Origin of the sequence: Cupriavidus basilensis (genome assembly GCF_000876015.1) — a bacterium.
In the GTDB taxonomy this organism is placed as follows: Bacteria; Pseudomonadota; Gammaproteobacteria; order Burkholderiales; family Burkholderiaceae; genus Cupriavidus; species Cupriavidus basilensis_B.
In genome coordinates, this window is sequence record NZ_BBQM01000027.1 from 48,936 (window position 1) to 73,708 (window position 24,773).

Annotated in this window: 26 protein-coding genes; 15 read left to right on the forward strand and 11 right to left on the reverse strand. The window is 70.3% G+C overall.

What is annotated here, in order from left to right; all coding sequences use genetic code 11:
* Positions 1-185 precede the first annotated feature (185 nt).
* Together KF708C_RS28920 and KF708C_RS28925 are read right to left on the reverse strand one after the other, a co-directional pair.
* Complete coding sequence (locus tag KF708C_RS28920; RefSeq protein WP_059414808.1) at positions 186-1,250, reverse strand: CobW family GTP-binding protein; 1,065 nt, start codon at positions 1,248-1,250, stop codon at positions 186-188.
* 97 nt (positions 1,251-1,347) lie between these two features.
* Positions 1,348-1,824, reverse strand: coding sequence for a Fur family transcriptional regulator (locus tag KF708C_RS28925; protein ID WP_156174016.1), 477 nt, complete (start codon positions 1,822-1,824; stop codon positions 1,348-1,350).
* A 300-nt stretch (positions 1,825-2,124) separates the two neighbouring features.
* On the opposite strand from KF708C_RS28925, the gene KF708C_RS28930 reads away from it, so the two are divergent.
* The 7 genes from KF708C_RS28930 to KF708C_RS28960 all read left to right on the forward strand — a co-directional run bounded on the left by KF708C_RS28930 (position 2,125) and on the right by KF708C_RS28960 (position 8,297).
* Positions 2,125-3,024, forward strand: coding sequence for an alpha/beta fold hydrolase (locus KF708C_RS28930; protein ID WP_059414812.1), 900 nt, complete (start codon positions 2,125-2,127; stop codon positions 3,022-3,024).
* Between the two features lie 306 nt (positions 3,025-3,330).
* Positions 3,331-4,317 (forward strand): tripartite tricarboxylate transporter substrate-binding protein, encoded by a 987-nt coding sequence (locus KF708C_RS28935; protein WP_059414814.1) that lies wholly within the window; start codon positions 3,331-3,333, stop codon positions 4,315-4,317.
* A gap of 300 nt (positions 4,318-4,617) precedes the next feature.
* Complete coding sequence (gene hslV / locus KF708C_RS28940) at positions 4,618-5,154, forward strand: ATP-dependent protease subunit HslV (RefSeq protein ID WP_020205158.1); 537 nt, start codon at positions 4,618-4,620, stop codon at positions 5,152-5,154.
* 66 nt (positions 5,155-5,220) lie between these two features.
* A complete protein-coding gene (gene hslU, locus KF708C_RS28945) occupies positions 5,221-6,552 on the forward strand; it encodes an ATP-dependent protease ATPase subunit HslU (RefSeq protein ID WP_020205157.1) in 1,332 nt (443 codons plus the stop codon).
* A 234-nt stretch (positions 6,553-6,786) separates the two neighbouring features.
* The gene (locus KF708C_RS28950) at positions 6,787-7,365 is read left to right on the forward strand and encodes a hypothetical protein (RefSeq protein WP_059414816.1); all 579 of its coding nucleotides are present in this window, start codon (positions 6,787-6,789) and stop codon (positions 7,363-7,365) included.
* Positions 7,366-7,479: 114 nt separating this feature from the next.
* Positions 7,480-7,683 (forward strand): CsbD family protein, encoded by a 204-nt coding sequence (locus tag KF708C_RS28955; RefSeq protein ID WP_020205155.1) that lies wholly within the window; start codon positions 7,480-7,482, stop codon positions 7,681-7,683.
* A gap of 257 nt (positions 7,684-7,940) precedes the next feature.
* On the forward strand, positions 7,941-8,297 hold the full coding sequence (locus KF708C_RS28960) for a hypothetical protein (RefSeq protein ID WP_059414818.1): 357 nt from the start codon (positions 7,941-7,943) through the stop codon (positions 8,295-8,297).
* Between the two features lie 44 nt (positions 8,298-8,341).
* Here the strand turns inward: KF708C_RS28960 and KF708C_RS28965 are convergent, their stop codons facing one another.
* Positions 8,342-8,962 carry a response regulator transcription factor gene (locus KF708C_RS28965; protein ID WP_020205153.1) on the reverse strand — a complete coding sequence of 207 codons (621 nt, stop codon included), beginning with the start codon at positions 8,960-8,962 and terminating at the stop codon, positions 8,342-8,344.
* Entirely contained in the window at positions 8,959-10,410 is a 1,452-nt protein-coding gene (locus tag KF708C_RS28970) for an ATP-binding protein (protein ID WP_156174014.1), read from the reverse strand. Before KF708C_RS28970 ends, KF708C_RS28965 begins: the two co-directional genes overlap by 4 nt.
* 180 nt (positions 10,411-10,590) lie before the next feature.
* Between KF708C_RS28970 and KF708C_RS28975 the strand changes: the two genes are divergently transcribed.
* Positions 10,591-11,079, forward strand: coding sequence for a copper chaperone PCu(A)C (locus KF708C_RS28975; protein WP_059414820.1), 489 nt, complete (start codon positions 10,591-10,593; stop codon positions 11,077-11,079).
* A gap of 78 nt (positions 11,080-11,157) precedes the next feature.
* Here the strand turns inward: KF708C_RS28975 and KF708C_RS28980 are convergent, their stop codons facing one another.
* Both KF708C_RS28980 and KF708C_RS28985 read right to left on the reverse strand, forming a co-directional pair.
* The gene (locus KF708C_RS28980; RefSeq protein WP_059414821.1) at positions 11,158-12,093 is read right to left on the reverse strand and encodes a LysR family transcriptional regulator; all 936 of its coding nucleotides are present in this window, start codon (positions 12,091-12,093) and stop codon (positions 11,158-11,160) included.
* Between the two features lie 82 nt (positions 12,094-12,175).
* Positions 12,176-12,403, reverse strand: a complete 228-nt coding sequence (locus KF708C_RS28985) for a cysteine-rich CWC family protein (RefSeq protein WP_059414823.1) — start codon at positions 12,401-12,403, stop codon at positions 12,176-12,178.
* A gap of 367 nt (positions 12,404-12,770) precedes the next feature.
* Here KF708C_RS28985 and argB point away from each other — a divergent pair, with 367 nt between their 5' ends.
* Genes argB through slmA form a run of 3 tightly spaced genes read left to right on the forward strand, consistent with a single transcriptional unit; the run spans position 12,771 to position 15,445 of the window.
* The gene (gene argB / locus KF708C_RS28990) at positions 12,771-13,700 is read left to right on the forward strand and encodes an acetylglutamate kinase (RefSeq protein WP_369796926.1); all 930 of its coding nucleotides are present in this window, start codon (positions 12,771-12,773) and stop codon (positions 13,698-13,700) included.
* A gap of 60 nt (positions 13,701-13,760) precedes the next feature.
* A complete protein-coding gene (locus KF708C_RS28995; protein WP_059414825.1) occupies positions 13,761-14,753 on the forward strand; it encodes a pyrimidine 5'-nucleotidase in 993 nt (330 codons plus the stop codon).
* A complete protein-coding gene (slmA, locus tag KF708C_RS29000) occupies positions 14,750-15,445 on the forward strand; it encodes a nucleoid occlusion factor SlmA (protein WP_020205146.1) in 696 nt (231 codons plus the stop codon). Before KF708C_RS28995 ends, slmA begins: the two co-directional genes overlap by 4 nt.
* A gap of 10 nt (positions 15,446-15,455) precedes the next feature.
* Here the strand turns inward: slmA and KF708C_RS29005 are convergent, their stop codons facing one another.
* The 4 genes from KF708C_RS29005 to creB form a co-directional block, all read right to left on the reverse strand.
* A complete protein-coding gene (locus tag KF708C_RS29005; RefSeq protein WP_059414827.1) occupies positions 15,456-16,328 on the reverse strand; it encodes a DUF817 domain-containing protein in 873 nt (290 codons plus the stop codon).
* Between the two features lie 7 nt (positions 16,329-16,335).
* On the reverse strand, positions 16,336-16,881 hold the full coding sequence (locus KF708C_RS29010) for a metal-dependent hydrolase (RefSeq protein WP_059414829.1): 546 nt from the start codon (positions 16,879-16,881) through the stop codon (positions 16,336-16,338).
* Between the two features lie 116 nt (positions 16,882-16,997).
* Entirely contained in the window at positions 16,998-18,449 is a 1,452-nt protein-coding gene (gene creC, locus KF708C_RS29015) for a two-component system sensor histidine kinase CreC (RefSeq protein ID WP_059414834.1), read from the reverse strand.
* A 29-nt stretch (positions 18,450-18,478) separates the two neighbouring features.
* Entirely contained in the window at positions 18,479-19,174 is a 696-nt protein-coding gene (gene creB / locus KF708C_RS29020; RefSeq protein ID WP_156174015.1) for a two-component system response regulator CreB, read from the reverse strand.
* Between the two features lie 336 nt (positions 19,175-19,510).
* Here creB and metX point away from each other — a divergent pair, with 336 nt between their 5' ends.
* From metX to KF708C_RS29035, 3 genes are all read left to right on the forward strand, one after another.
* Complete coding sequence (gene metX / locus KF708C_RS29025; RefSeq protein WP_029044061.1) at positions 19,511-20,683, forward strand: homoserine O-succinyltransferase MetX; 1,173 nt, start codon at positions 19,511-19,513, stop codon at positions 20,681-20,683.
* Positions 20,680-21,291, forward strand: coding sequence for a methionine biosynthesis protein MetW (gene metW, locus KF708C_RS29030; RefSeq protein ID WP_020205140.1), 612 nt, complete (start codon positions 20,680-20,682; stop codon positions 21,289-21,291). Before metX ends, metW begins: the two co-directional genes overlap by 4 nt.
* Positions 21,292-21,447: 156 nt before the next feature.
* Entirely contained in the window at positions 21,448-22,281 is an 834-nt protein-coding gene (locus KF708C_RS29035) for an acyl-CoA thioesterase (RefSeq protein WP_059414838.1), read from the forward strand.
* Between the two features lie 19 nt (positions 22,282-22,300).
* On the opposite strand, the gene KF708C_RS29040 is transcribed toward KF708C_RS29035, so the two are convergent.
* On the reverse strand, positions 22,301-23,557 hold the full coding sequence (locus KF708C_RS29040) for a muropeptide transporter (protein ID WP_059414843.1): 1,257 nt from the start codon (positions 23,555-23,557) through the stop codon (positions 22,301-22,303).
* Positions 23,558-23,764: 207 nt separating this feature from the next.
* On the opposite strand from KF708C_RS29040, the gene KF708C_RS29045 reads away from it, so the two are divergent.
* Positions 23,765-24,700 carry a M48 family metallopeptidase gene (locus tag KF708C_RS29045; RefSeq protein ID WP_020205137.1) on the forward strand — a complete coding sequence of 312 codons (936 nt, stop codon included), beginning with the start codon at positions 23,765-23,767 and terminating at the stop codon, positions 24,698-24,700.
* Positions 24,701-24,773 lie beyond the last annotated feature (73 nt).

The following is a 24,773-nucleotide window of genomic DNA, read 5'->3' on the forward strand; positions in this document are numbered from 1 at the left end:
GACGACCGCCGCCCTGCATTGCGCGGGCGCCGCCGCCGAGGCTGCGTAACCCGCACTAAATCCAGACTATTGTACTTGAACAAAAATTTTGGAGATATGGGGGAAAAGCGGGGAGTTTTCCCTGAGTTCCCGACCCCCTTGCCGGCGGGGGCGGGCGGGGCGGGCGGAGGGCGCCCGCCGCGGGGTCAGGCCAGGCAGGTCGCCAGGCCCTTCAGGATGGCGTCCTTGGGCAGGTCGACGCCGATGAAGACCATCTTGGTGCCGGGGGTCTCGTCGCCCCACTTGGCGCCGATGTCGCTGCCCATGAGCTGGTGCACGCCCTGGAACACCACCTTGCGGTCGACCGCGTCCATGTACAGCACGCCCTTGTAGCGCAGCAGGTTCTCGCCGTAGACCGAGAGGATGCCGGACAGGAATTCCTCCAGTTTGGCGTAGTTGAACGGCCGCTCGCTGCGGAACACGAACGAGCCGATGCGGTCGGTGTGGTGATGATGGTGGTGGTGATCGTGGCCGTGATGATGGTCGTGGTGGTCGTGGCCGCAGTGCTCGCCGTGCGCGTGGCCGTGGTCGTGATCGTGTTCCTCGGCCTCGGCGCGCAGGAAATCGGGGTCGATCTCGAGCTTTTCGTTCAGGTTGAAGCCGCGCAGGTCGAAGATGGTCTCGATCGGCGCCTCGCCGAAATGCGCCGTGCGCACCGGCGCGCGCGGGTTCATGTGCAGCAGGCGGTGGCGCAGCTCGGCCACGTCGGCTTCGTCCACCAGGTCCGCCTTGGTGATGAAGATGGCGTCGGCGAAGCCCACCTGGCGCTGCGCCTCCTCCTGCTTGTCGAGCTGCAGGTTGGCGTGCTTGGCGTCCACCAGCGTGATCACGGCGTCGAGCAGGTAGCGCGAGGCGATCTCGTCGTCCATGAAGAAGGTCTGCGCCACCGGGCCGGGGTTGGCCACGCCGGTGGTCTCGATCACCACGCGGTCGAAGCCGATCTCGCCGGCGTCGCGCTGCGTCATCAGTTGCGACAGCGCGGCCACGAGGTCGCCGCGGATGGTGCAGCAGATGCAGCCGTTGCTCATCTGCACGATCTGCTCGCGGCCATCCTGGACCAGGATCTCGTTGTCGATGTTTTCCTCGCCGAACTCGTTCTCGATCACGGCGATCTTCATGCCGTGCTGCTCGTTCAGGATGCGCTTGAGCAAGGTGGTCTTGCCGCTGCCGAGGAAGCCGGTCAGGATGGTGACCGGGGTCAGTTTGGACATTGTTGTTTCTCCGGGAAGGGAATACCGCTGGCCTGCCGTGCGCGGGGCCGGTGTGATTGGGGTGATGCCGGCGGCATGTGCCGGGCGGCGCGGGCGTTCATTGGCCGCGCCCGGTCGTGTGCGCGCCGCATTCGGCGCAGACGCCGTTGACGGTGAGTTCCACGTGCTCCACGGCGAAGCCGCTCGGCACCTTGGGCGCGGCCTGGGCCGGCACGCTGGCGCCGTCCAGGCAGAAGGTGCGGTCGCAGCGGCTGCAATGGAAATGGCTGTGCTGGCGGTGCGCCTGGGCGCGCGCGGCCTCGTGCTCGACCAGGCTGAAGCGGAACACGCGGTCGTGGCCGGCGCGCTTTTGCGCCAGGCCCTGCTCGACCAGCCAGTCCAGCACGCGGTAGACGGTCACGCGGTCCACCGCCTCGCCGTCGGCCGGCATGCGGTCGATCACCGCCTGGTGGGTCAGCGCCTCGCTGCTCTCCATCAGGCAGGCCAGGATGCCCAGGCGCGGCTGGGTGACGCGGGCGCCCAGCTCGCGCAGGCGCTCGTGGGCGGCGTCCAGGGTGGTCGCCGCCGGCGTCATGCCGGGGGCCGGCGCGGCCAGGTTGGGGGTGGGGCTGCTGCTCATGGGCCGATTTAACCATAGCGCCGGTACTGATGCAATTCAGTTGCGTCAACTGCGCTTGGGCGGATGGCCCGGGGCGGGTCTTCCGGCCGCTTTCCGGTTGCGCGCCGCTTGTGCCCCGCTTGTGCCCCGCTTGTGCTCCGCTTGTGCCCCGGTTGCGTCTATCATCGGCAACGGCAGGCCGCGCGGCGCCAGGATGGCGCGGCGCGCCCCGCCGCATTGCCGCGTATTGGCCGCCGGTCCCCAGGAGACGTCCCGATGCAGAACGATGCCAGTGCCCTGCTGTTCCCCAATTTCGAGCCGTTCCGCCTGCAACTGGGCGAAGTCTCCATCGCCGGCGTGCGGGGCGGCTCCGGGCCGCCGCTGCTGCTGTTGCACGGCCATCCGCAGAGCCACCTGATCTGGCACAAGGTGGCGCCCGCGCTGGCCGACCGCTTCACCGTCATCGCCACCGACCTGCGCGGCTACGGCGGCAGCGACGCGCCGCCGGGCAGCGCCGGCCACGAGAACTACAGCAAGCGCGCGATGGCGCAGGACCAGGTGGAGGCGATGGCGCGTCTGGGCTTCGGCAGCTTCGCGCTGTGCGCGCACGACCGCGGCGCGCGCGTGGCCCACCGCCTGTGCATGGACCACCCCGGGCGCGTCACGCGCGCCATGCTGCTCGACATCGCGCCCACGCTGGCGATGTACGAGCGCACCAGCATGGCCTTTGCCGCCGCCTACTGGCACTGGTTCTTCCTGATCCAGCCCGCGCCGTTTCCCGAGACGCTCATCAATGCCGAGCCCGAGTTCTACCTGCACAAGCTGATGGGGCTGCGCCACGGCGGCCCCAGCCCGTTCGCGCCCGACGCGATGGCCGCCTACGTCGCCGCCATGCGCGACCCGGCCCACGTGCACGCCATGTGCGAGGACTACCGCGCGGCGGCCACCATCGACCTGGAGCACGACCGCGCCGACCGCGCCGACGGCCGCCGCATCGAGTGTCCGCTGCGCGTGCTGTGGGGCGAGCACGGCGTGGTGGCGCGCTGCTTCGAGCCGCTCTCGCTGTGGCAGGAAGTGGCCGCCGACGTCAGCGGCCAGGCGCTGCCGTGCGGGCACTACATCCCGGAGGAAGCGCCGGCGCTGCTGCAGCAGGACATGCTCGATTTCTTCCGCTGATTGTCCGGGCCGGCCCCGGCGCGACCAGGGTGGGCCGGAAACCGGCTTTTAAGCGGCGATGGAAATGTCTTCGCGGGTTTTTCCGGATATTTGGCATTTTTCGGCATTGATAGCATTGCGCTCCGGTTGCGCGGCCCTTGCCGCGGGCCGGTGCGCCGTGCCCGTGTCATGGTCGGCGCCGCCGTCGGGATCGCTCGGATCGGGACGGCGGCGCGGGAACGGCCGCGCTCCGTCCGCGAGGACGGGCGCGCCGCTCCGGCCGGGACGGCGCCAAACGGGGAATGAGGCGGGTATCCAGGAGATAGCATGAAACGAGTTGCACAATTTGTCGCAGCCGCGCTGGCGGTGGGCGTGATGGGCACGCAGGCGGGCGCGCAGGCGCAGGAATTCCCGGGCAGCAAGCCGGTCTCGGCCGTGGTGCCGTTCGCGGCGGGCGGCCCGACCGACAAGGTCGCGCGCGAGCTGGTGATGATCATGTCCAAGCACCTGGGCACCACGATGGTGATCGAGAACCTCGGCGGCGCCGGCGGCACCATCGGCGCCAAGAAGGTCGCCCAGTCCAAGAACGACGGCTACACCATCCTGATCCACCACATCGGCATGTCGACGGCGCCGGCGCTGTACCGCAACCTCGGCTTCGATCCGCTCAAGGACTTCGAGACCGTGGGCGAGATCGCCGACGTGCCGATGGTGATGGTCGGCAACAAGAACCTGCCGCCGAACAACTTCAAGGACCTGCTGCCGTACATCAAGGCCAACGCCGCCAAGCTGTCGCTGGCCAACGCCGGCATCGGCTCGGCCTCGCACCTGTGCGGACTGCTGTTCCAGAGCGCGATCCAGACCGAGCTGACCACGGTGCCCTACAAGGGCACGGCGCCGGCGCTGACCGACATCCTGGGCGGGCAGGTCAACCTGATGTGCGACCAGACCACCAATATCGCCGGCCAGCTCAAGGCCGGTTCGCTCAAGCCCTACGCCGCCATGCAGAGCCGCCGCGTGGAAGCGTTCAAGGACATCCCGACCGCGGCCGAGCAGGGCCTGCCCGGCGTGGAAGTGAAGATCTGGCACGCCATGTACGCGCCCAAGGGCACGCCCAAGCCGGTGGTGGACAAGCTGTCCGCCGCGCTGCAGAAGGCCGTGACCGACCCCAACTTCCGCGCCAAGATGGCCGAGCTGGGCGCCGAGGCGGTGCCGGCCCAGCGCGCCACGCCGGATTCGCTCAAGACCTTCCTGACCGCCGAAATCGGCAAGTGGACGCCGGTCATCAAGAAGGCCGGGGTGTACGCCGACTGAGCCTCCGGCCAGCCGGAATGAAGAAAAGGCCACGCGCGACGCGTGGCCTTTTTGCTTTTGCGCCGCTTCTGCGCCGTTTCTGCACCGCTCTTGCGCCGTTCCCGCGCGGCCGGCCGGCATCCCGCCGAGTCTGCCAGGCTGGCCCGTTGGCGGCCCGGCCTGTCCGCTGCGCCGCGCGGCGCTCGTCTATATTGGTCTGGTGCCGCCGTCCGGCAGCCGGTCGGGGCGTCACCGCCGCGGCCCTTGAATTCGTTGCTACCGTCGCCAAGTAGCCCCCAGACATATTCTCGCGAAGGCATCATGGAACAGTATCACGGCACTACCATCGTCAGCGTGCGGCGCGGCAACCAGGTTGCGCTCGGCGGTGACGGTCAGGTCACTCTCGGCAATGTCGTCATGAAGGGCACGGCGCGCAAGGTGCGCCGCATCTATAACGGCAAGGTCCTGGTCGGCTTCGCCGGCAGCACGGCCGACGCATTCTCGCTGCTCGACCGCTTCGAGGCCAAGCTGGAGAAATACCAGGGCAACCTGACCCGCGCCGCCGTCGACCTCGCCAAGGACTGGCGCTCGGACCGCGCGCTGCGCCGGCTCGAAGCCATGCTCATCACCGCGGACCGCGACACCACGCTGGTCATCACCGGCAACGGCGACGTGCTCGACCCCGAAGGCGGCATCGCCGCGATCGGCTCGGGTGGCGTCTACGCCCAGTCGGCGGCCAAGGCCCTGGTGGAGAACACCGACCTCGGGCCCAGGGACATCGTGGAAAAGTCGCTCGGCATCGCCGGCGAGCTCTGCATCTACACCAACACCAACTTCGTCATCGAGACGCTGGAATAAGCGTCGGCCGGCCCCCGCGCCGCCGCCGGCGCGAGGCCTGCGCGTCTCCTTTCTTGAACGGATACCATGCCGCATACCATGACCCCGTCGGAAATCGTTTCCGAACTCGACAAGCACATCATCGGCCAGAACAAGGCCAAGAAGGCGGTGGCCGTCGCGCTGCGCAACCGCTGGCGCCGCCAGCAGGTGGAAGAACCCCTGCGCCAGGAAATCACCCCGAAGAACATCCTCATGATCGGGCCGACCGGCGTCGGCAAGACCGAGATCGCGCGCCGCCTGGCCAAGCTGGCCGACGCGCCTTTCATCAAGATCGAGGCGACCAAGTTCACGGAAGTGGGCTACGTCGGCCGCGACGTGGACACCATTGTGCGCGATCTCGCCGAGATGGCGGTCAAGCAGGCGCGCGAGTCCGAGATGAAGAAGGTGCGCACCAAGGCCGAGGAAGCCGCCGAGGACCGCCTGCTCGACGTGCTGCTGCCGCCGCCGCGCGATATCGGCTTCAACCAGCCCGAGGAAAAGGATTCCAACACCCGCCAGGTGTTCCGCAAGAAGCTGCGCGAAGGCCAGCTCGACGACAAGGAAATCGAGCTCGAGGTCTCCGCCGGCACGCCCAGCATGGACATCATGGGCCCGCCGGGCATGGAAGACATGACCGAGCAGATCCGCACCATGTTCGCGGGCCTGGGCCAGGGCAAGAAGGCGCGCCGCAAGATGAAGGTGGCCGAAGCGTTCAAGCTGCTGATCGACGAGGAAGCCGCCAAGCTGCTCAACGACGAGGAGCTCAAGCACAAGGCGGTGGCCAACGTGGAGCAGAACGGCATCGTGTTCCTCGACGAGATCGACAAGATCGCCAGCCGCAGCGAAGTGGGCGGCGGAGAAGTGTCGCGCCAGGGCGTGCAGCGCGACCTGCTGCCGCTGGTCGAGGGCACCACGGTGAACACCAAGTACGGCATGATCAAGACCGATCACATCCTGTTCATCGCCTCCGGCGCGTTCCACCTGTCCAAGCCGAGCGACCTGATCCCGGAACTGCAGGGCCGCTTCCCGATCCGCGTCGAGCTGGAGTCGCTGTCGGTGTCCGACTTCGAAGCCATCCTGACGCAGACCGACGCCAGCCTGACCAAGCAGTACCAGGCGCTGCTCGGCACCGAGCAGGTCCAGCTCGTGTTCGCGCCGGACGGCATCCGCCGCCTCGCGGAGATCGCGTTCTCGGTCAACGAGAAGGTCGAGAACATCGGCGCGCGCCGCCTGTACACGGTGATGGAGCGGCTGCTGGAGGACCTGTCCTTCCACGCCGCCAAGTCGTCGGGCGAGACCGTCACCATCGACGCCGCCTATGTCGATGAGCGGCTCGGCGACCTCGCCGGCAACGAGGACCTGTCGCGCTACGTGCTGTAAGCCGCCGCCCCGGCAGCCAGCCCCGATCGCCCCGCGTGGACACGCTCCACGCGGGGCGATCCGCATTTGGGGCCTGCCTATGCCAACTGTGGGAATCGTCTGACGCGGCTTTCGGAGCCGCACGCCTGCTTGCGCGCGGGCTTGCTGCGTAACCTGTTCATACGGTGTGGGCCAGAGCGGACCGCAGGCCGGAGCCGCCATCCACGCCATGCCGTCACTGAAAAGGAGCATGACATGATGAAGAAATGGCTGATTGCCACAGCGTGTTCGATGATGATCGCCGCCCCCGCCGGTCATGCGCTGGCCCAGGGCGCGCCGGGATCCAAGGCGGACTATGACGCCGCCGTGAAGACGGCCAACGCCGGCTACAAGGCCGCGCGGGCCCGCTGCGACAGCCTCAAGGACAACGCCCGGGACGTGTGCGTGAAGGAGGCCAGGCGCGACCAGGACGTGGCCAAGGCCAACGCCGAAGCCACCCGGGACGGCACCGCGAAGGCCCGCGCCAAGGCCGAGAAGGTCAAGGCCGACGCCGACTACGACGTCGCCAGGGAAAAGTGCGACGACCGCAAGGGCAACGACAAGGACGTGTGCGTGAAGGAAGCCAAGGCCGCCCACGAGCAGGCGCTCGGCGCGGCCAAGGTCGACAAGGCCGCCGCCACCGGCACCAGTACCGACGTGGCCGAGGCGCGCCGCGACGCCAGGAAGGACACCGTCGACGCCAGCTACAAGGCCGACAAGGAAAAGTGCGACGCGCTGTCCGGCGACGCCAAGGACAAGTGCCAGGCCAACGTGCAGGCCAGGTACGCCAAGTAACCTGAAACCAGCGCTGAAACCGGCGCCGAAACCAGCACCGAAACCCGCAGCAACCGGGCCGGCCAGCCGCGCCGCGGCGCCCCCGTCCACCGCAATCTCGACCAAGGAGCAACCATGAACTGGGATCAGATCGAAGGCAAGTGGGATCAGGCCAAGGGCAAGATCAAGGAGAAGTGGGGCCAGCTCACCGACGACGACCTCACGCAGATCCAGGGCAAGCGCGACCAGCTTGCCGGCCGCATCCAGGAACGGTACGGCTATACCAAGGAACGTGTCGAGGATGAAATGAAAGCGTGGGAGCGTGACACGCGCTGGTAAGGACCGTAAGCATTGGTAAGCGCGCTGGCAAGCGCTGCCGTGCGATGACAAAGTGGCGGCCGGCTCTCCCCCCTGGGGAGCCGGCTTGCCGCTCTCACCAGCCATCCGCGCCGCGCTCCGGCCGGCGGGAACTTGACGGTGCAGCGGCGCAGGTCATCTCCACGGCCCCGCGGCGGGTCGTTCCACGGAGGCTGCCGGCCATGCCGCCGGCGGCCTTCATGACAACAACCGCAAACCGATCAGGCAGGAGGACCGAAATGAAACGCGAGCTGCTGTCCTATTTCGCCGTGCTTGGCGGCATGGCCGCCGCCACCCTGTTCCTGTGCGCGCGCCCCGATGTCGCGCCGCATGCGGCGCTGGCCACGCCCGCCGCGATCCGCGCCGCCGCCGACACACACACCGGCACGCGCACCGACACAACACGCACTGAAACGCGCACCGAGACACAAGCCGGCACGCGCGCCGACGCCGTGCCGCCCGCCGCCGAACTGGCGGTCGAGGCCGGCGACCTCGGCTCGCGCGCCGACCGCCATGCCAGCGACGCGCTGCGCGTGGCGCAGCAGCCGGTGCGGGAAGACGATCTCGACTGGGACTACGTCCAGCTGCGGCTCTGACGATGCCGCGCGCGGCCCGCGCGCCGCGCTAGCGCATCAGCGCGCTAGCGCGAGACCGGCCGCTTGCCCAGCTTGCGCTGCAGCGTGCGCCGGTGCATGTTGAGCGCGCGCGCGGTGGCCGAGATATTGCCGTCGTGCTCGGCCAGCACGCGCTGGATGTGTTCCCACTCCAGGCGCGCCACCGACAGCGGCACCGGCTCTTCCATCGCGGCTTCGGCCGCGTCTTCCGATACCCCCGCCATCAGCGCGGTCAGGATCGAATCCACATTGGCCGGCTTGGCCAGGTACTCGTCGGCGCCATGCTTGACCGCCGCCACCGCGGTGGCGATGCTGGCGTAGCCGGTCAGCACCAGGATGCGCGCGTCCGGCAGGGCCGCGCGCAGCGGCCCGACCAGGTGCAGGCCGGATTCCGCCGGCGCGGTGCTGCCGGCCTCGGGCGGCGCGCTCAGGTGCAGGTCCAGCGTGATGTAGGCGAACGGCGTCTGCGCGGCCAGCGCGAGCGCCTGCGCGCCGGTGTGCGCGATCTGCACCGCGTAGCCGCGGCGCGTGAGCGCGCGCGCCAGCGCGCCGGCGAACACGGCATCGTCGTCGATGACCAGGAAGGGGCCGGCATCGCCGGTGCCGGGCTGCTGCGTGGCGGCGGGGTCGTGGGAGGCGTCGGTCATGGCTGGCTCGTTGTCGTGGGTGCGGCCGTGGATGGGGCCGGGGGTGAGGCAATCGGTTGCGCTTCGGGCGGCGCGGCGGCAGGCTCGGGCAGGTGCAGCTCGGCCACGGTGCCGCCTTCGTGGTGGTCGTGCCAGGCCAGCCATCCGCCCATCTGCAGCGCGGCGCTCTGCGCCAGGTAGGCGCCGATGCCCTGGCCGCCGTGCATGCTACTCATGGGCGCCTCGCCGAGCCGCGCGCGCTGCGCCGGCGGGATGCCGAGGCCGCGGTCGGTGACGCGGAAGGTCAGCGTGGGCTGGCCCTCCTGCTTGTCGAGCACGATGGCCAGGCGCAGCGGCACCTGCGCGTGGCCGGCGGCGAGCTGGCTGCGCGCGGCGTTGTCGAGCAGGATGGTCAGGATCTGGCCCACGCGCGCGGCCTCCACCGGCAGCGCGGCGGCCTCGCCGATGGCGCTGGCTTCCAGGCGCGCATGCGGGTGGCGCAACTGCCAGCGCTCGACGAAGCCGTCCAGCCAGGCGTCCACGCGCTGCGGCGCGGCGGTCTGGTGGTCGTCGCGCAGGCGCGCCAGGATCGACTTGCACAGGTCGAGCTGCTGCTCCACGGTCTGCAGGTCGGGCAGGTAGGCGTTGACCGGGGTGGCGCCCAGGCGCGCGTCGGCGGCATCGGCGCGCAGCTCGCCCGCGATCACCGCGAGCGTGGCCAGCGGCGTGCCGATCTCGTGCGCCACGGCGGCGGCCTGGTCGTTGAGCGCCTCGATGCGCGCGTCGCGCAGCAACTGCTCGCGCGCGAGGTTGAGCTCGGCGTCGCGCTGGCGCAGCACGTTGGACAGGCGCGCCACGAACACCGCGATCATGGTGGCGCTGACGACGAAGTTCAGCCACATGCCGGCGAGGTGGTAGGTGATGGCGTTGTCCGGGTTGTGCAGGTTCAGCGGCACGTACTCGATCAGCATCACGCTGTAGCAGGCCATCGCGTAGAAGGCCAGCACCACCACGAGGCGCCACGGCAGCACCGCCCCGGCGATGGCCAGGCCGGGTAGGTAGAACGAGACGAACGGGTTGGTCGCGCCGCCGGTGAAGAACAGCGCGGCCGACAGCGCGGTCAGGTCGACCAGCAGCTGGCCCATCAGCTCGGCGTCGCTGGGCCGCGCGCCGCGCCCGCGCTGGTGGCGCAGGCGCAGCCCGGTCAGCAGGTTGAACAGCGTCTGCAGCGTGAGGATGGCCAGCAGCGGACTGTAGGGCAGGATCACGCCGGCCACCGCCTCGCACGACACCAGCAGCAGCGCCTGCCCGCCGAGCAGCGCCCAGCGCAGCCAGAACAGGCGGCGCAGGCTCACCAGGTTGTGGCGCAGCGGGCCGGTGCGGGCGGAGGTCGCCGCGGCGGCAGCGGCAGCGGCGGACGCGGCGGCGGGAGAGGCCGGGCCGGGCGGCACGGCGGAGGAGGTATCCATGCCGCGAGTTTAACAATGGCGCGGCGCGGGCCCGCATTATGCGACACCGTGCCGCATTGGCCACCCCGCGGCGCGCTGCCAGACTGGTTCGTTGACTGCCGGCGCCGGCCACGCCGCCCGCGCCGGCATGGTCTAATGGCGCCTTTGCGACGCAAGTGAAGTTCAGTGGAGAAGATTCCCATGCAAGCCAGATTCCTCGCCGCCCTGCCCGCCGCCGCCGCTGCCGTGCTGGCCGCGCTCTGTTCGGGCGCGGCCTTCGCGCAGGTCGACGTCAGCAACGCCTGGGCCCGCGGCACCGTGCCGGCGCAGACCGCGACCGGCGTGTTCATGACCCTGCACGCGCACGAGACGGCCAAACTGGTCGGCGTGAGCACGCCCGCCGCGGCCACCGCCGAGGTCCATGAAATGAAGATGGACGGCAACGTCATGCGCATGCGCGCGGTCGGCGCGCTGGACCTGCCGCGCATGCAGGACGTGGAGCTCAAGCCGGGCGGCTACCACGTGATGCTGATGGGCCTCAAGGCGCCGCTCAAGAAGGGCGACACCGTGCCGCTGACGCTCAGGATCGAGCAGGGCGGCAAGGTGATCGAGGAGAAGGTGGACGCCGAGGTGCGCGACCTCGGGGCCGGCGCGCCCGCGGCCGGCGCGCACGGCGACCACAAGCACTGAAATTGAAGTCCCGGCTCCGGCCGGCGGTTCCGCGCTCCGGCGGTCCGGTCAGCGGTTCGGTCAGCGGTCCGGCGCGGCTCAGCGGCGCAGGCTGATCGCGTCGCCGGGCTCGTCGCCCGCCGCCACCGCCTTGACGCGCTCGCGCAGCCAGGTCTGGCCCGGGTCGGCGTCGGTGCGGTCGTGCCAGATCAGGCTGAAGGTGAAGCCCGGCAGCGCGAAGGGCGGCTCGAACACCGCGAAGCGCGCGTCGTCCTCGAACGCGGCCAAGCTGCGGCGCGCCGTGGTCAGGACCAGGTTGGTGCCGGCGATCAGCGCCGGCGCCACGCTCCAGTGGGGCAGCACGCAGGCGATCTTGCGCCGCCCGCCGGCCTTGGCCACCGCGGCGTCGATGGCGTCCACGCGCTCGCCGTGGGCCGACACCAGCACGTGCGAGCGGGCCAGGTAAGCCACCTGGTCCAGCTTGCCCTGGCCGCGCACCGTGGCCGCATCCACCATGCAGGCATAGGCTTCCTCGAACAGCGGCGCGCCGCGCATGCCTTCGGGCGGCGCCTCGAACACGCCCAGCGCGAGGTCGATCTCGCCGTCCGCCACCTTGGCCACCATGCCTTCGCGGCTGGCCTGCGAGACCACCAGGTCGATGCCCGGCGCGGCCTTGCGCACCGCGCGCAGCAGGCTGGGCAGCAACGCCATCGCGCCGTAGTCGGACATGGCCAGGCGGAAGCTGCGGCGCGCCGTGGCGGGCTGGAAGCCCGTCGGCCCGAGCAGGATGCGCACCTGCGCCAGCGCCTCGGCCAGCGGCCCGGCCAGCTCGTGGGCGCGCGGGCTCGGCACCAGCCCGCCCTGGCCGCGCACCAGCAGCGGGTCGTCCAGCAACTGGCGCAGGCGGCCCAGCGCGTGGCTGACGGCCGGCTGGCTCAGGTGCAGGCGCAGCGCCGCGCGCGAGATATGTCGTTCGGCCAGCAGCGCTTCCAGCACCACCAGCAGGTTCAGGTCGATTGCACGTAGATCATTCATGGGGCGAATAGTAGCCGCATGAATGGGAAATGGAAATTCGTTGCGCAATATTTTGCGTGGGGCACCGCGGCAGGCCCGCTGCTCAGGCGGCGCCGGGCGCCGCTTCGGCGGCCTCGCGGCGCCTGGCCAGGCAGGCCGGGCACAGGCAGTGCCGGCCCGGCACGATCAGCCGCGCCGGCAGCAGCGGCTGGCTGGCGCACCAGCACTGCGGCAGGCCGGCCGCGTAGCCGCACACGAAGCCGGCGCCGCAGGCGCTGCAATGCTCGACCGGGCGCAGCTGGCCGGTCAGCACGGTGGCCGGGTCGCTCACGGCGCGGCGCCGGGCTTGCCGGCATTGTCTGCGGTGCCCGGGCGGCGCCTGTCGGTGCACCGGGCACCGGGTTTGTCAGGGTGCAGGCTCTTTGTCATGCCGCTGTTCTAATGTGTAGCGAGACTTGTGCGCGACCGGCGGGCAGATCGCCGGCTGGACTGTTGCGTGGAGGGGACGTCATGGTGCGCCGCAGGACGCATGTGCCGGCCTTGTGCCCCCGCTGCGCCACGGTCCGCTCGCGTGCGCTCCGGTTTCTTGTAAAATCGGCGCCTGCCGCGGCCGGAGGTGGCTTGTCAGGGGCACGATGCCCATGACGCGCCTGCCTGCCGCCGGCCAGAACCGCCATGATACCTGTTGAATCTCACGGATGTCCCTTGCCATGAACGCCGACAACCCCGGGCCTGCCGCAACTGCGGTGGCCGCCATCGCCCCCGCCCTCAAGGCCGAAATCCTTGCCGAGGCGCTGCCCTATATCCGCAAGTTTCACGGCAAGACCATCGTGGTCAAGTACGGCGGCAATGCCATGACCGAGGAAAAGCTCAAGCACGGCTTCGCGCGCGACGTGATCCTGCTCAAGCTGGTCGGCATGAACCCGGTGGTGGTCCACGGCGGCGGCCCGCAGATCGACGAGGCGCTGAAGAAGGTCGGCAAGGTCGGCACCTTCATCCAGGGCATGCGCGTGACCGACGAAGAAACGATGGAAGTGGTCGAGTGGGTGCTCGGCGGCGAGGTCCAGCAGGACATCGTCATGCTGATCAACCAGTACGGCGGCCAGGCCGTGGGCCTGACCGGCAAGGACGGCGGCCTGATCCGCGCCAAGCGCCTGAAGATGCCGGACCGCGAGAACCCGGGCGCCTTCATCGACATCGGCTACGTGGGCGACATCGAGGCCATCAACCCGGCCGTGGTCAAGGCGCTGCAGGACGACGCCTTCATCCCGGTGATCTCGCCGATCGGCTTCTCCGACGACGGCCAGGCCTACAACATCAACGCCGACGTGGTCGCCGGCAAGATGGCCGAGATCCTCAAGGCCGAAAAGCTGGTCATGATGACCAACATCCCGGGCGTGATGGACAAGGCCGGCAACCTGCTGACCGACCTGTCGGCGCGCGAGATCGAGGAGCTGTTCGCCGACGGCACCATCTCCGGCGGCATGCTGCCCAAGATCTCGTCGGCGCTGGACGCGGCCAAGAGCGGCGTCAACTCGGTGCACATCGTCGATGGCCGCATCGAACACTCGCTGCTGCTCGAAATCCTGACCGAACAGGCGTTCGGCACCATGATCCGCTCGCACTGAGCGGCGTCCGCCGGCCGCGCGCGCCGCGCGCTGCCGGTCCTGCCTTCCTTCCCTTCCCGCGTGCCGACACCAACCCAGACCCCGCGCCCCAGCCTGCGCGGTGCGCGCCGCCGCCGCCCCGCCGGCGACAATTCCGGCCGCACCGTCTGGCTGTTCGATCTCGACAACACGCTGCACGACGCCTCGCACGCGATCTTCCCGGCCATCAACCGGTTGATGACGGCGTACGTGGCGCGCGTGATCGGCTGCGACGAGGCCACCGCCAGCGAGATGCGGGTGAAGTACTGGCAGCGCTACGGCGCCACGCTGCTCGGCATGATCCGCCACCACGGCGTGGACCCGGCCGACTTCCTGCGCGCCGCGCACGATTTTCCCGAGCTGGCGCAGATGGTGCGCGTGCAGCGCGGGCTGGCCGCGCACCTGATGCGCCTGCCGGGCCGCAAGATCCTCGTCACCAACGCGCCCGCGCAGTACGCGCGCGCGGTGCTGCGCGTGGCCGGCATCGCGCACTGCTTCGAGCGCGTGGTGGCGGTCGAGGACATGTGGGTGCACGGCCACCTGCGGCCCAAGCCCGACCGCCGCATGCTGCGCCGGCTGCTGGCCCAGCACGGCGTGGCGCCGCACCGCGCGGTGCTGGTGGAAGACACGCTGTCCCACCTCAAGCGCTACGCCGGCACCGGCATCCGCACCGCCTGGGTGACGGGCTATCTGCGCACGTTGGCGCCGTCGCGCCCGCACGCGGTGCCGCTGCCGGCCGATGCCGCGGTGGCCGGCGTGAGCGGCGACGCCGTGCTGCGCAGCACGCTCGATGCCGAAGACCGCCAGCGCGCCGGCCACGCCGCGCAGGAGCGCTCGGTGACGCTGGTGGCGGCCGAGACGCAGGACCCGCCGGCCGCGGCCGCGCAGGGCGCGGCCGGCGGCACCGCGCCCCAGGCGCTGCCCGCTTCGGCGCCGCGGGTGCGCGCGCGCATCGTAAATCGTCCCGGCTATGTGGACGTAAAAGTACAATCCATGCATCAACTCAAACAAAGAATGCGGGGAATCGGGTCATGATGCAGAGCAATGGGCGCCCCTCGGGCGCCGCTTCAGGCAGCAATGCCGGCACCACCGCGGGCACCACCGCGGCCGCCGGCGCGCCGGCCGCGGGCGCCGACGGGGCGCCGGTGCGCAAGCGGCCGCGCCCCGGCGAGCGGCGCGTGCAGATCCTGCAGACGCTGGCCGGCATGCTGGAAGTGCCGCGCGGGGAGAAGATCACCACCGCCGCGCTGGCCGCCAAGCTGAGCGTGTCGGAGGCGGCGCTGTACCGCCATTTCGCCAGCAAGGCGCAGATGTTCGAAGGCCTGATCGGCTTCATCGAGCAGACCGTGTTCGGCCTCATCAACCAGATCACCACGCAGGAAGAGAACGGCCTGCGCCAGGCGCACGCCATCGTGCGCATGCTGCTGTCGTTCGCCGAGAAGAACCCCGGCATGACGCGCGTGCTGACCGGCGAGGCGCTGGTCGGCGAGCACGACCGCCTGCAGGAGCGCATCAACCAGCTGGTGGACCGCATCGAGGCCTCGCTGCGGCAGTGCCTGAAGGTCGCCATCAGCCAGGGCGCCTTCCCGGCCGACGCCGACGTGCCGGTGCGCGCCGCGCTGATCGTGGCGGCGGTGCAGGGCCAGTGGCACCGCTACGCCAAGAGCGGCTTCCGCAAGCTGCCCAGCGAGAACGCCGACGCGCAACTGCGCGTGCTGCTGGGCTGAGCCGCCACGATCAGCGCGGCACGTGGATGCTGGCCTTGACGTGCTTGAGGTTGGCCACGATGGTGAAGGTCATCACGATCAGCAGCGACCACGAGCTCCACTTGCCCACGTGCACCGCCGACCACGCGCCGAGCTGGTCGGGATAGCGCCATACCGAGAAGAAGGTGCTGATGTTCTCGGCGATCCAGACGAACAGCCCGATCAGCACGAAGGCCAGCAGCAGCGGCATGCCGCGCTCGCGGTCGAGCGGGCGGAAGCGCACCGTGGCGCGCGCGTAGAGGCCGCAGATGCCGCAGGCCAGGTACCAGCGGTAGTCGCCGATATAGTGGTGCGTGAAAAAGTTGGCATACACCAGCACCGCCATCGCGGCCGCCATCCAGTGCGGCGGATGGTGCCGCACGCTGACGCCGAGGATGCGCCAGGCCTGGATGATGTAGCTGCCCACCGCCGCGTACATGAAACCCGCGAACAGCGGCACGCCAAGCACCTTGGTGTAGGCGAAGTCGGGATAGCTCCACGACTGGATGCCGCCGGAGGTCTTGAACGCCTCCAGCGCGAAGCCCACCACGTGGAACAGGCTGATGGCCTTGAGCTCGTCCACGGTTTCCAGCCGCGCCCACACCATCGCCGCCTGGATGGCGAGCGCCGCGGCCAGCAGCAGGTCATAGCGCGGGATGCCCAGCCAGCCGCCGCGCGGCACCGCGAACACCGCCAGGAAGAACAGCCCGGCGAACAGGCAGGCGCGCGCCTCCTTGATGCCGAAGGCGAGCAATTCGCACAGCGCGCGCCGCGTGCCCGCCAGCGCCAGCGCCGGGCGCGGCGCGGTCAGGAAGCGGTCGATGCGGTTGGTGGCGGCCAGGGCCGCGCCGCTGGCCGGTGTCATGCGGGCCTCACTTGGCCAGCGCGGGACGCCGCGCCAGCCCCGCGCGCTCCAGCCACAGCCGCAGGCCGGCGCCAAGCGTGCCCGCCGCCAGCAGCGGCAAGCCGATCCACAGGCATTCGAGCCGCAGGCGCGCCACGCCGAACAGGCCCGCCGCCGACAGCGGCAATGGCCGCCACGGCAGGTTCACGCGCCGGTCCGTCAGCGGGTAGAACAGCGCCGAGCCGATGCCGCGGTCGGTGAGCAGGTCCAGCAGCGGATGCGACACGGCGCTCGCCGCCACGAACAGGAACGCGATGCCGGGCCGCCAGCCGCGGCGCCGCGCCGCCAGCGCGGCCAGCAGGCCGAGCGCCAGCGCGAAGCCGATCGAGTGCGTCAGGCCCCGGTGGCCCAGCACCGTGTCGTAGCGCACGCCGGCGTGCCAGACGGCGAGCATGTCCAGGTCCGGCAGCACGCTGGCCGCCACGCCGGCGGCCAGCAGGCCGGCCGGCACGCGGCGCGGGCCGAGCGCGGCCGCGAGGGCCAGCGGCGGGGCGCAATGGAGATAGGTCGGCATGAGCGGCGGTTTCCTTTGGGCTCGGCAATGAGAATGCCGCCAGTGTGCCGCCGCCGTGTGAGGCGCCGCGGAAGCCTGTGTGAAGCGAATGTGTGGCGAACCGGCCGCCGCCGGCGCTATGCCGACGGCAGCGTCAGCGTGGCGCAGGCCCCGCCCCGCGCGCCGTTGGCCAGCGCGATGGCGCCCTGGTGCAGCGTGGCGATCTCGCGCACGAAGCACAGCCCCAGCCCGGTGCTCTTGTCCTGGCCGCCCGGGCGCGGCAGCGAGTAGAAGCGCTCGAACAGGCGCGGCAGCGCGTAGTCCGGGATGCCCGGCCCCTGGTCGGCCACGCGCACGGCGGTGGTGGCGCCGGCCTGCTCCACCGAGATGTCCACCGCGCTGCCCGCCGGCGCGAAATCGAGCGCGTTTTCCAGCAGGTTGGCCAGCGCCTGGCGCAGCAGGAACGGGTCGCCTTCCACGGCCGGGTCAGGCTGCGCGGGCGGCAGCAGGCGCAGCGACAGTTCGCGCTGGCGCGCGCGCGGCTCCAGCTCCTGCAGCAGTTGCCCGATCAGCGGCAGCAGCGCCACGCGCTCGCGCGTCTCCAGGCGCTGGCGCTGCTCCAGCGCGGCCAGCGCCAGCAGCTTGCGGATCATCTGTTCCAGGCGCTGCGCCTGGCGGCCGATGTTGGCGGCGAAGCGGCCGCGGTCCGCCGCCGGCATGTCCTCCTGCAGCAGCTCGGCCGCGCCGCCGATGGCCGCCAGCGGGCTCTTCATCTCGTGCGTGAGGGTGTGGATGTAGTGCTCGACGTACTGTTTGTCTTCCAGACGCGCGCGCATGCCCTGCACCGCGCGGCCCAGCTCGGCCAGCTCGCTGGCGCCGCGCAGCGGCATCTCGGCGCGCTCGCCGGCCGCCACCGCGCGCGCGTAGCGCTGCAGGCGGCGCAGGCCGTGCACCAGCCACAACGTGCAGGCCAGGCCGATGGCGAAGGCGCCGCCCATCAGCAGCAGGCCGTTGAGCAGGATCTTGCGCTGGCTGCGCGCGATGAACGGCGCCATCGTCACGTTGGGCTTGGCCACGGTCAGCACGCCGATGATCCGGCCGTCGTCGCGGATCGGCGCGGCCACGTGCATGACGGTGCTGGCGTCGTCGTCCGGGTCGGCGCGCGTGCTGCGCGCGCCGTACTGGCCGCGCAGGGTGCGGTAGACGTCGTTCCAGCGCGAGTAGTCGGCGCCTGTCGCGCCTGTCGCGCTTGTCCCGGCGTCGCCGGAGTCGAAGCGCACGATGCCGCGCTCGTCGGTGACGTAGATGCGGTAGCCGACCGCGTCCTTGTGCATGCCCCACACGTTGGCGTCGACCTTGTCCTCGCGCAGCCGCGCCAGGCGCCGCGCGAAGGCGCCGTCGGCGATATGCTCGCTCTTGAGGTCGTCGGCGGCCAGCACCGCGAGCACGTGGGCGGTGTCGACCAGCGTGTCCTCCATCGCCTGCCGCACGCCCGGCTTGACCTCCTGCACGAACACGCGCAGCGTGAGGAAGGCCGCCAGCCCGACGATCAGGAAGAAGCCGAAGAAGATGCGAAGGCCGATGTGCATGCGTGGGCGCGAAGGAAGGGAGAGCGGGATCAGGCCGCGAGCGAATAGCCCATGCCGCGGTGCGTGCGGATCGGGTCGCAGCCGGGATCGAGCGCGCGCAGCTTGGCGCGCACGGTCTTGACGTGGGTGTCGACGGTGCGGTCGATGGTGTCGGCGGCATCGTGCCAGACCAGCGCCATCAGCTGCGCGCGCGAGTAGATGCGCCCCGGGTGCCGCAGCAGCAGCGACAGCAGCAAGTATTCGTAGCGGGTCAGGTCCAGCCACCGGCCGCGCCAGGCCACGCGCGCGCCGTCGGCGTCGAGCGTGAATTCCTGCGCGGCGGCGGCTGGCGGCGCTGGCGGCGGTGTAGCGCGCGTGCCGGCGCGGCGCAGGATCACGCGCACGCGCGCGGCCAGCTCGCGCGGCGAGAACGGCTTGACCACGTAGTCGTCGGCGCCGATCTCCAGGCCCACGATGCGGTCGATCTCTTCATGGCGCGCGGTCAGGAAGATCACCGGCACGTCGGAGAACGTGCGCAGCGTGCGGCAGACCTCGAAGCCGTTGATGTCCGGCAGGCCCACGTCGAGAATCACCAGGTCGGGCACCTGCGCGCGCAGCCGCGCCAGCGCCGCGCCGCCGAGCGCGCAATGCGCCACCGACATGCCGTCGGTGGACAGCGCGTAGAGGATGGTGTCCGCGATCGCGGCTTCGTCTTCGATGACCAGGATGCTGGGCGGGTTCGTCAAGGCAAGGCTCGCTGGCAGTAGGGACAACGGCGCGGGGCGGGCGGCGCCGGCGCCGTTTGCTCTATAATAAGCGCGTCGCGCCGATTTGATGACTGGCTTGCGGGCGCGCGGCAGCCACGGTTCCCTTGTCGGGATGTCGCGGCGGCCAATATAAATGCGGCTAAAGAGGTTGGGCCGGTACCCTGCCACGCAAGGCACCGGCAAGCGGCGACAAGGCCCGCGCAAAACCCGATTGGCTGCGCCACCGTTCGTGCAAATGCAAACCGCAACCGCACGCGACGGCCATGCAAATGCCGGTCGGGTTTTTTTACGCCCGTCTCCCGGCGGGCCCACTTCATGACAGACGTAGCTACGCCTCCTGCCACGCTGGCACCGCCGGCCGATTCGGTCGGCATCGTCACGCCGCGGCGCATGCATTTCCCCGAGCCGCTGAAGCTGCGCAACGGCACCTCGATCGCCGACTACGACCTGATGGTCGAGACCTACGGCACGCTCAACGCCGCGCGCTCCAACGCCGTGCTGGTGTGCCACGCGCTCAACGCCTCGCACCACGTGGCGGGCGTGTCGGCGCACGATCCGCACGACGTGGGCTGGTGGGACAACATGGTCGGCCCCGGCAAGCCGCTCGACACCAACCGCTTCTTCGTCATCGGCGTGAACAACCTCGGCTCGTGCTTCGGCTCGACCGGCCCGATGAGCCCCAACCCCGCCACCGGCAAGCCCTACGGCGCGATGTTCCCGGTGGTGACGGTGGAAGACTGGGTCAACGCGCAGGCGCGCGTGGCCGACCAGTTCGGCATCGCGCAGTTCGCCGCGGTGATGGGCGGCAGCCTCGGCGGCATGCAGGCGCTGGCGTGGAGCCTGATGTACCCGGACCGGCTGCGCCACTGCATCGTGGTGGCCTCCACGCCCAAGCTGTCGGCGCAGAACATCGCCTTCAACGAGGTGGCGCGCAGCGCCATCCTGTCGGACCCGGACTTCCACGGCGGCAACTACTACGCGCACAACGTCAAGCCCAAGCGCGGCCTGCGCGTGGCGCGCATGATCGGCCATATCACCTACCTGTCCGACGAGGACATGGCCGAGAAATTCGGCCGCGAGCTCAAGACCGACGACATCCGCTTCTCGTTCGACGTCGAGTTCCAGGTGGAGAGCTACCTGCGCTACCAGGGCGACAAGTTCGCCGAGTATTTCGACGCCAACACCTACCTGCTGATCACGCGCGCGCTGGACTACTTCGATCCCGCGCTGGCCTTCGGCGGCGACCTCACGCGCGCGGTGGCGCAGACCCGCGCCAGCTTCCTGGTGGCCAGCTTCACCACCGACTGGCGCTTCGCGCCGAACCGCAGCCGCGAGCTGGTCAAGGCGCTGCTCGACAACAAGCGCCCGGTCAGCTACGCCGAGATCGACGCGCCGCACGGCCACGACGCCTTCCTGCTGGACGACGCGCGCTACCACAACCTGATGCGCGCCTACTACCAGCGCATCGCCGAGGAGATTGGTGCATGAACGCCGCTGCCAACCCCAACATCCTGGCGCTGCGCCCCGACTTCCGCGCCATCGCGCGCTGGATCGAGCCCGATTCCACTGTGCTGGACCTCGGCTGCGGCGACGGCAGCCTGCTGCGCGTGCTGCAGGACGAGCTCGACGTGCAGGCCTACGGCATCGAGATCCAGGACGAAGGCGTGCTGGCGTGCGCGCAGAAGGGCGTGCACGTGATCCAGCAGAACCTGGAAGGCGGACTGGCGCTGTTCGAGGACAAGAGCTTCGATACGGTGATCCTGTCGCAGACGCTGCAGACCATCCACAACACCGCGCAGGTCCTGCGCGAGACGCTGCGCGTGGGGCGCGAATGCATCGTGTCGTTTCCCAACTTCGGCTACTGGCCGCACCGGCTGTCGGTGTTCCGCGGCCGCATGCCGGTGTCGGAGGCGCTGCCCTACCAGTGGTACAACACGCCCAACGTGCGCGTGCTGACCATCAGCGACTTCGAGGCGCTCGCGCCCAAGGTCGGGCTGCGCGTGCTGGACCGCGTGGTGATGCACGAAGGCGTGACGGTCAACTGGGGGCGGAACTGGCGCGGCAGCCTGGCGGTGTACCGGGTGTGTGCCGCCTGAGGGCGGCGCGAAGGCAGCGCGAAGGTAGCGTGACGGCGGCCTGAACGGGCGCGTCCGGCCCTGGCGGCGCGCGCCGGCAGCGCGCGGCGCTTTGGCGTATTATCGAACGACCGTACTTTTTTCGGCATCGATTCAAACATAATACGCAGAGACATCATGACCGCCACCCAAGCCGCCAGCCAGCCCGTCCACTCCTTCGACCACGCGATCGCGCTGGAGCACGCGGGCGGCAATCTCTTCCACGGCCGCACCACGCCGGAGTACTGGAACATGATCGGGCCGTTCGGCGGCATCACCGCGGCCACGCTGCTGCAGGCCGCGCTCCGGCATCCGGCCCGGCTCGGCGACCCGTCCGCGCTGACCGTCAACTTCGCCGGCCCGATCGTGGCAGGGCCGTTCGTGATCGAGGCGCGCCCGGTGCGCACCAACCGCAACACCCAGCACTGGTCGATCGAGCTGCGCCAGGGCGACGAGGTGGCCACCACCGCCACCGCCTTCTTCGCCGTGCGCCGCGAGACGTGGAACTGCGCCGAGGCGGCATTCCCGCAGGTGCCGCCCGCGCAGGCCGTGCCGCCGATGGCGGGCTTCGCGCCGGTGCGCTGGCTCGATGCCTACGAGCTGCGCCCGGTGCGCGGCGCCAAGCCGAGCGCCGAGCCCGGCACCGAGCATCCCGACAGCCTCACGCAGTTCTGGCTGCGCGACGCGCCGGCGCGCACGCCGGACTTCGCCGCGATGGCGGCGTGGTGCGACACCTTCTACCCGCGCATCTTCCTCAAGCGCGCCGGTTTCGTGCCGGCCGGCACGGTGTCGCTGACCACGTATTTCCATGCCGACGCCGCCACGCTGGCCGCGCTCGGCGACAGCCACGTGCTGGGCAGCGCCCAGGCGCAGGTGTTCCGCCAGGGCTTCTTCGACCAGGGCGCGCAGATCTGGAGCCCGCAGGGCGAATTGCTCGCCACCTCGCACCAGATCGTCTACTACAAGCAGTAAGGCCGGCGGCCCCGCCGCGTCAAGCGGCGGCGCGCGCGCTGGCCTCGTAGCGGTGCACGGTGTTGCGCATCGCCCAGAGCAGCGCCACGCCCGGCAGCGCCACCACCACCGTGCTGAGGTAGAACGCCGGCCAGCCGAATGCCTCCACCAGGTAGCCCGAGCTGGGCCCCACGTAGACGCGCCCGACCGAGGCCAGCGCCGACAGCAGCGCGTACTGCGTGGCCGAGAACGAGCGGTTGCACAGCGTCATCAGCAGCGCCACGAAGGCGGCCGTGCCCATGCCGCCGCACAGGTTCTCCACGAAGATGGTGGCGCCCATGCTCCACAGGTGCGGCGGCGTCACCGCCAGCAGCCAGTAGCCGAGGTTGGACACCGCCTGCAGCAGGCCGAACAGCATCAGCGAGCGGTACAGCCCCAGGCGCACCATCAGCGTGCCGCCGAACAGCGCGCCCACGATGGTGGCGGCCAGCCCGAGCGTCTTGTTGACCAGCCCGACCTCGCCGGCGGAAAAACCCACGCCGCGGATCAGGAAGGTGGTCGACAGGCTGCCGGCGAAGGCGTCGCCGAGCTTGTACAGCACGATCAGCAGCAGCAGCCACCACGCGCCCGGGCGCGAGAAGAAGTCGCGCAGCGGGCCGAGGATCGCCTCCTCGATGGAGCGCGGCATGCGCGCCGGCGATTCCGCCTCGGGCGCCCACGACAGCGAGAAGATGCCGATGCCCATCAGGCCGGCCATCAGGATGTACATCTGCTGCCAGCCCATCACGCGGTCGGCCAGCCACAGCGCCAGCCCGCCCGAGACCAGCATCGCCAGCCGGTAGCCCAGCACCTTGACCGCCGCGCCCACGCCGCGCTCGGGCGCGCGCAGCACGTCGGTGCTGTAGGCGTCGAACACGATGTCCTGCGAGGCCGACAGGAAGGCCACCAGCGTGGCCAGCGCCGCCAGCGCCCACAATGCCTCGCGCGGCGGGCAGAAGGCCATGCCGGCGATGCCCAGCACCAGCCCGAGCTGCGTGACCAGCAGCCAGCCGCGGCGCCGGCCCAGCAGCGGCGGCGTGTAGCGGTCCATCAGCGGCGCCCACAGGAACTTGAAGATGTAGGCCTGGCCCACCAGCGAGAAGAAGCCGATGGTCTTGATGTCGAGGCCCTCCACCGTCATCCAGGCCTGCAGGGTCCCGGAGGTGAGCGCCAGCGGCAGCCCGGAGGCGAAGCCCAGCGTCAGCATGGCGCCGATGCGGCGGTTGCGGAAAATGTCGAGATAGTCTTGGAAGGTCATGAATCGGCGGCGATGGGCCAGGCGGGGCGCCGTGTATTATTGCATTACGCTGCGGCCGGGCCGGCAGGTGCCGGGCGCTTTCGCGGCGCGACCGCGCCGCCTGTTGCAAACCAGCCTGCAAACCACGTCCGGCAAACCGCTTCCGGGGAATCCTCCATGTCCGATTGCCAGCATTGTCAGAACCGCCCCCGCCAGGCCGGGCTGGCGATGCCGCGGCAGTTCGCCGCGCTGGCGCTGGCGGCCTCGGCCGCGTTCGGCGCGCCGGCGGCCCTGGCCCAGGACGCCGAGCCGGACGACGGCATCCGCGTGCAGCGCGGCGGCGCGCCGGTGCGGCTGATCGTGCCGGTCGAGGTGATCGAGCAGCAGGCCGCGCAGGAATACGAGCAGATCAAGACCGAGGCGCAGTCCAAGCGCACGCTGGCGCCGGACGGCAACCCGCAGCTGATCCGCCTGCGCGCCATCGCCAGGCGCCTGCTGCCGCAGACCACGCGCTGGAACGAACGCGCGCGGCAGTGGAAGTGGGAGGTCAACCTGATCAACTCCAGGCAGGTCAATGCCTTCTGCATGCCGGGCGGCAAGATCGCCTTCTACTCCGGCCTGCTCGACCAGCTCAAGCTCACCGACGACGAAGTCGCCGAGGTGATGGGGCACGAGATCGCCCACGCGCTGCAGGAGCACGCGCGCGAGCGCGCCGCCAAGTCCGAGATCACCAACCTCGGTGCCAACGTGATCTCGCAACTGTTCGGCTTCGGCAACCTCGGCAACATGGCGATCGGCACCAGCGCGCAACTGCTCACGCTGCGTTTCTCGCGCGCCGACGAGACCGAGGCCGATCTAGTCGGCATGGACATCGCCGCGCGCGCCGGCTTCGACCCGCGCGCCGCGATCTCGCTGTGGCAGAAGATGGGCATGGTGTCGAAGGCGCCGGCGCAGCAGGGCTCCGAGTTCCTGTCCACCCATCCCTCCGGCCGCACCCGCATCGCCGAGCTGGAAAAGCATCTGCCCGAGGTGCTGCCGCTGTACGCGCGCGCGATCGAGTCGAGCATGGCGAAGCTGCCCGAGTACCGAGCCAACATGGCCAACCTGGGCGGCGCCCCCGAGGACAGCGGCGACGACGATCGCCAGAAGCCGCTGAAAAAGTAGGGCGGCAAGGGCCTCCGCCGCGCGGCGCATCGCATAGGATGAAGATGTGCGCGGCCCGCGGCGCGGCGCCGTG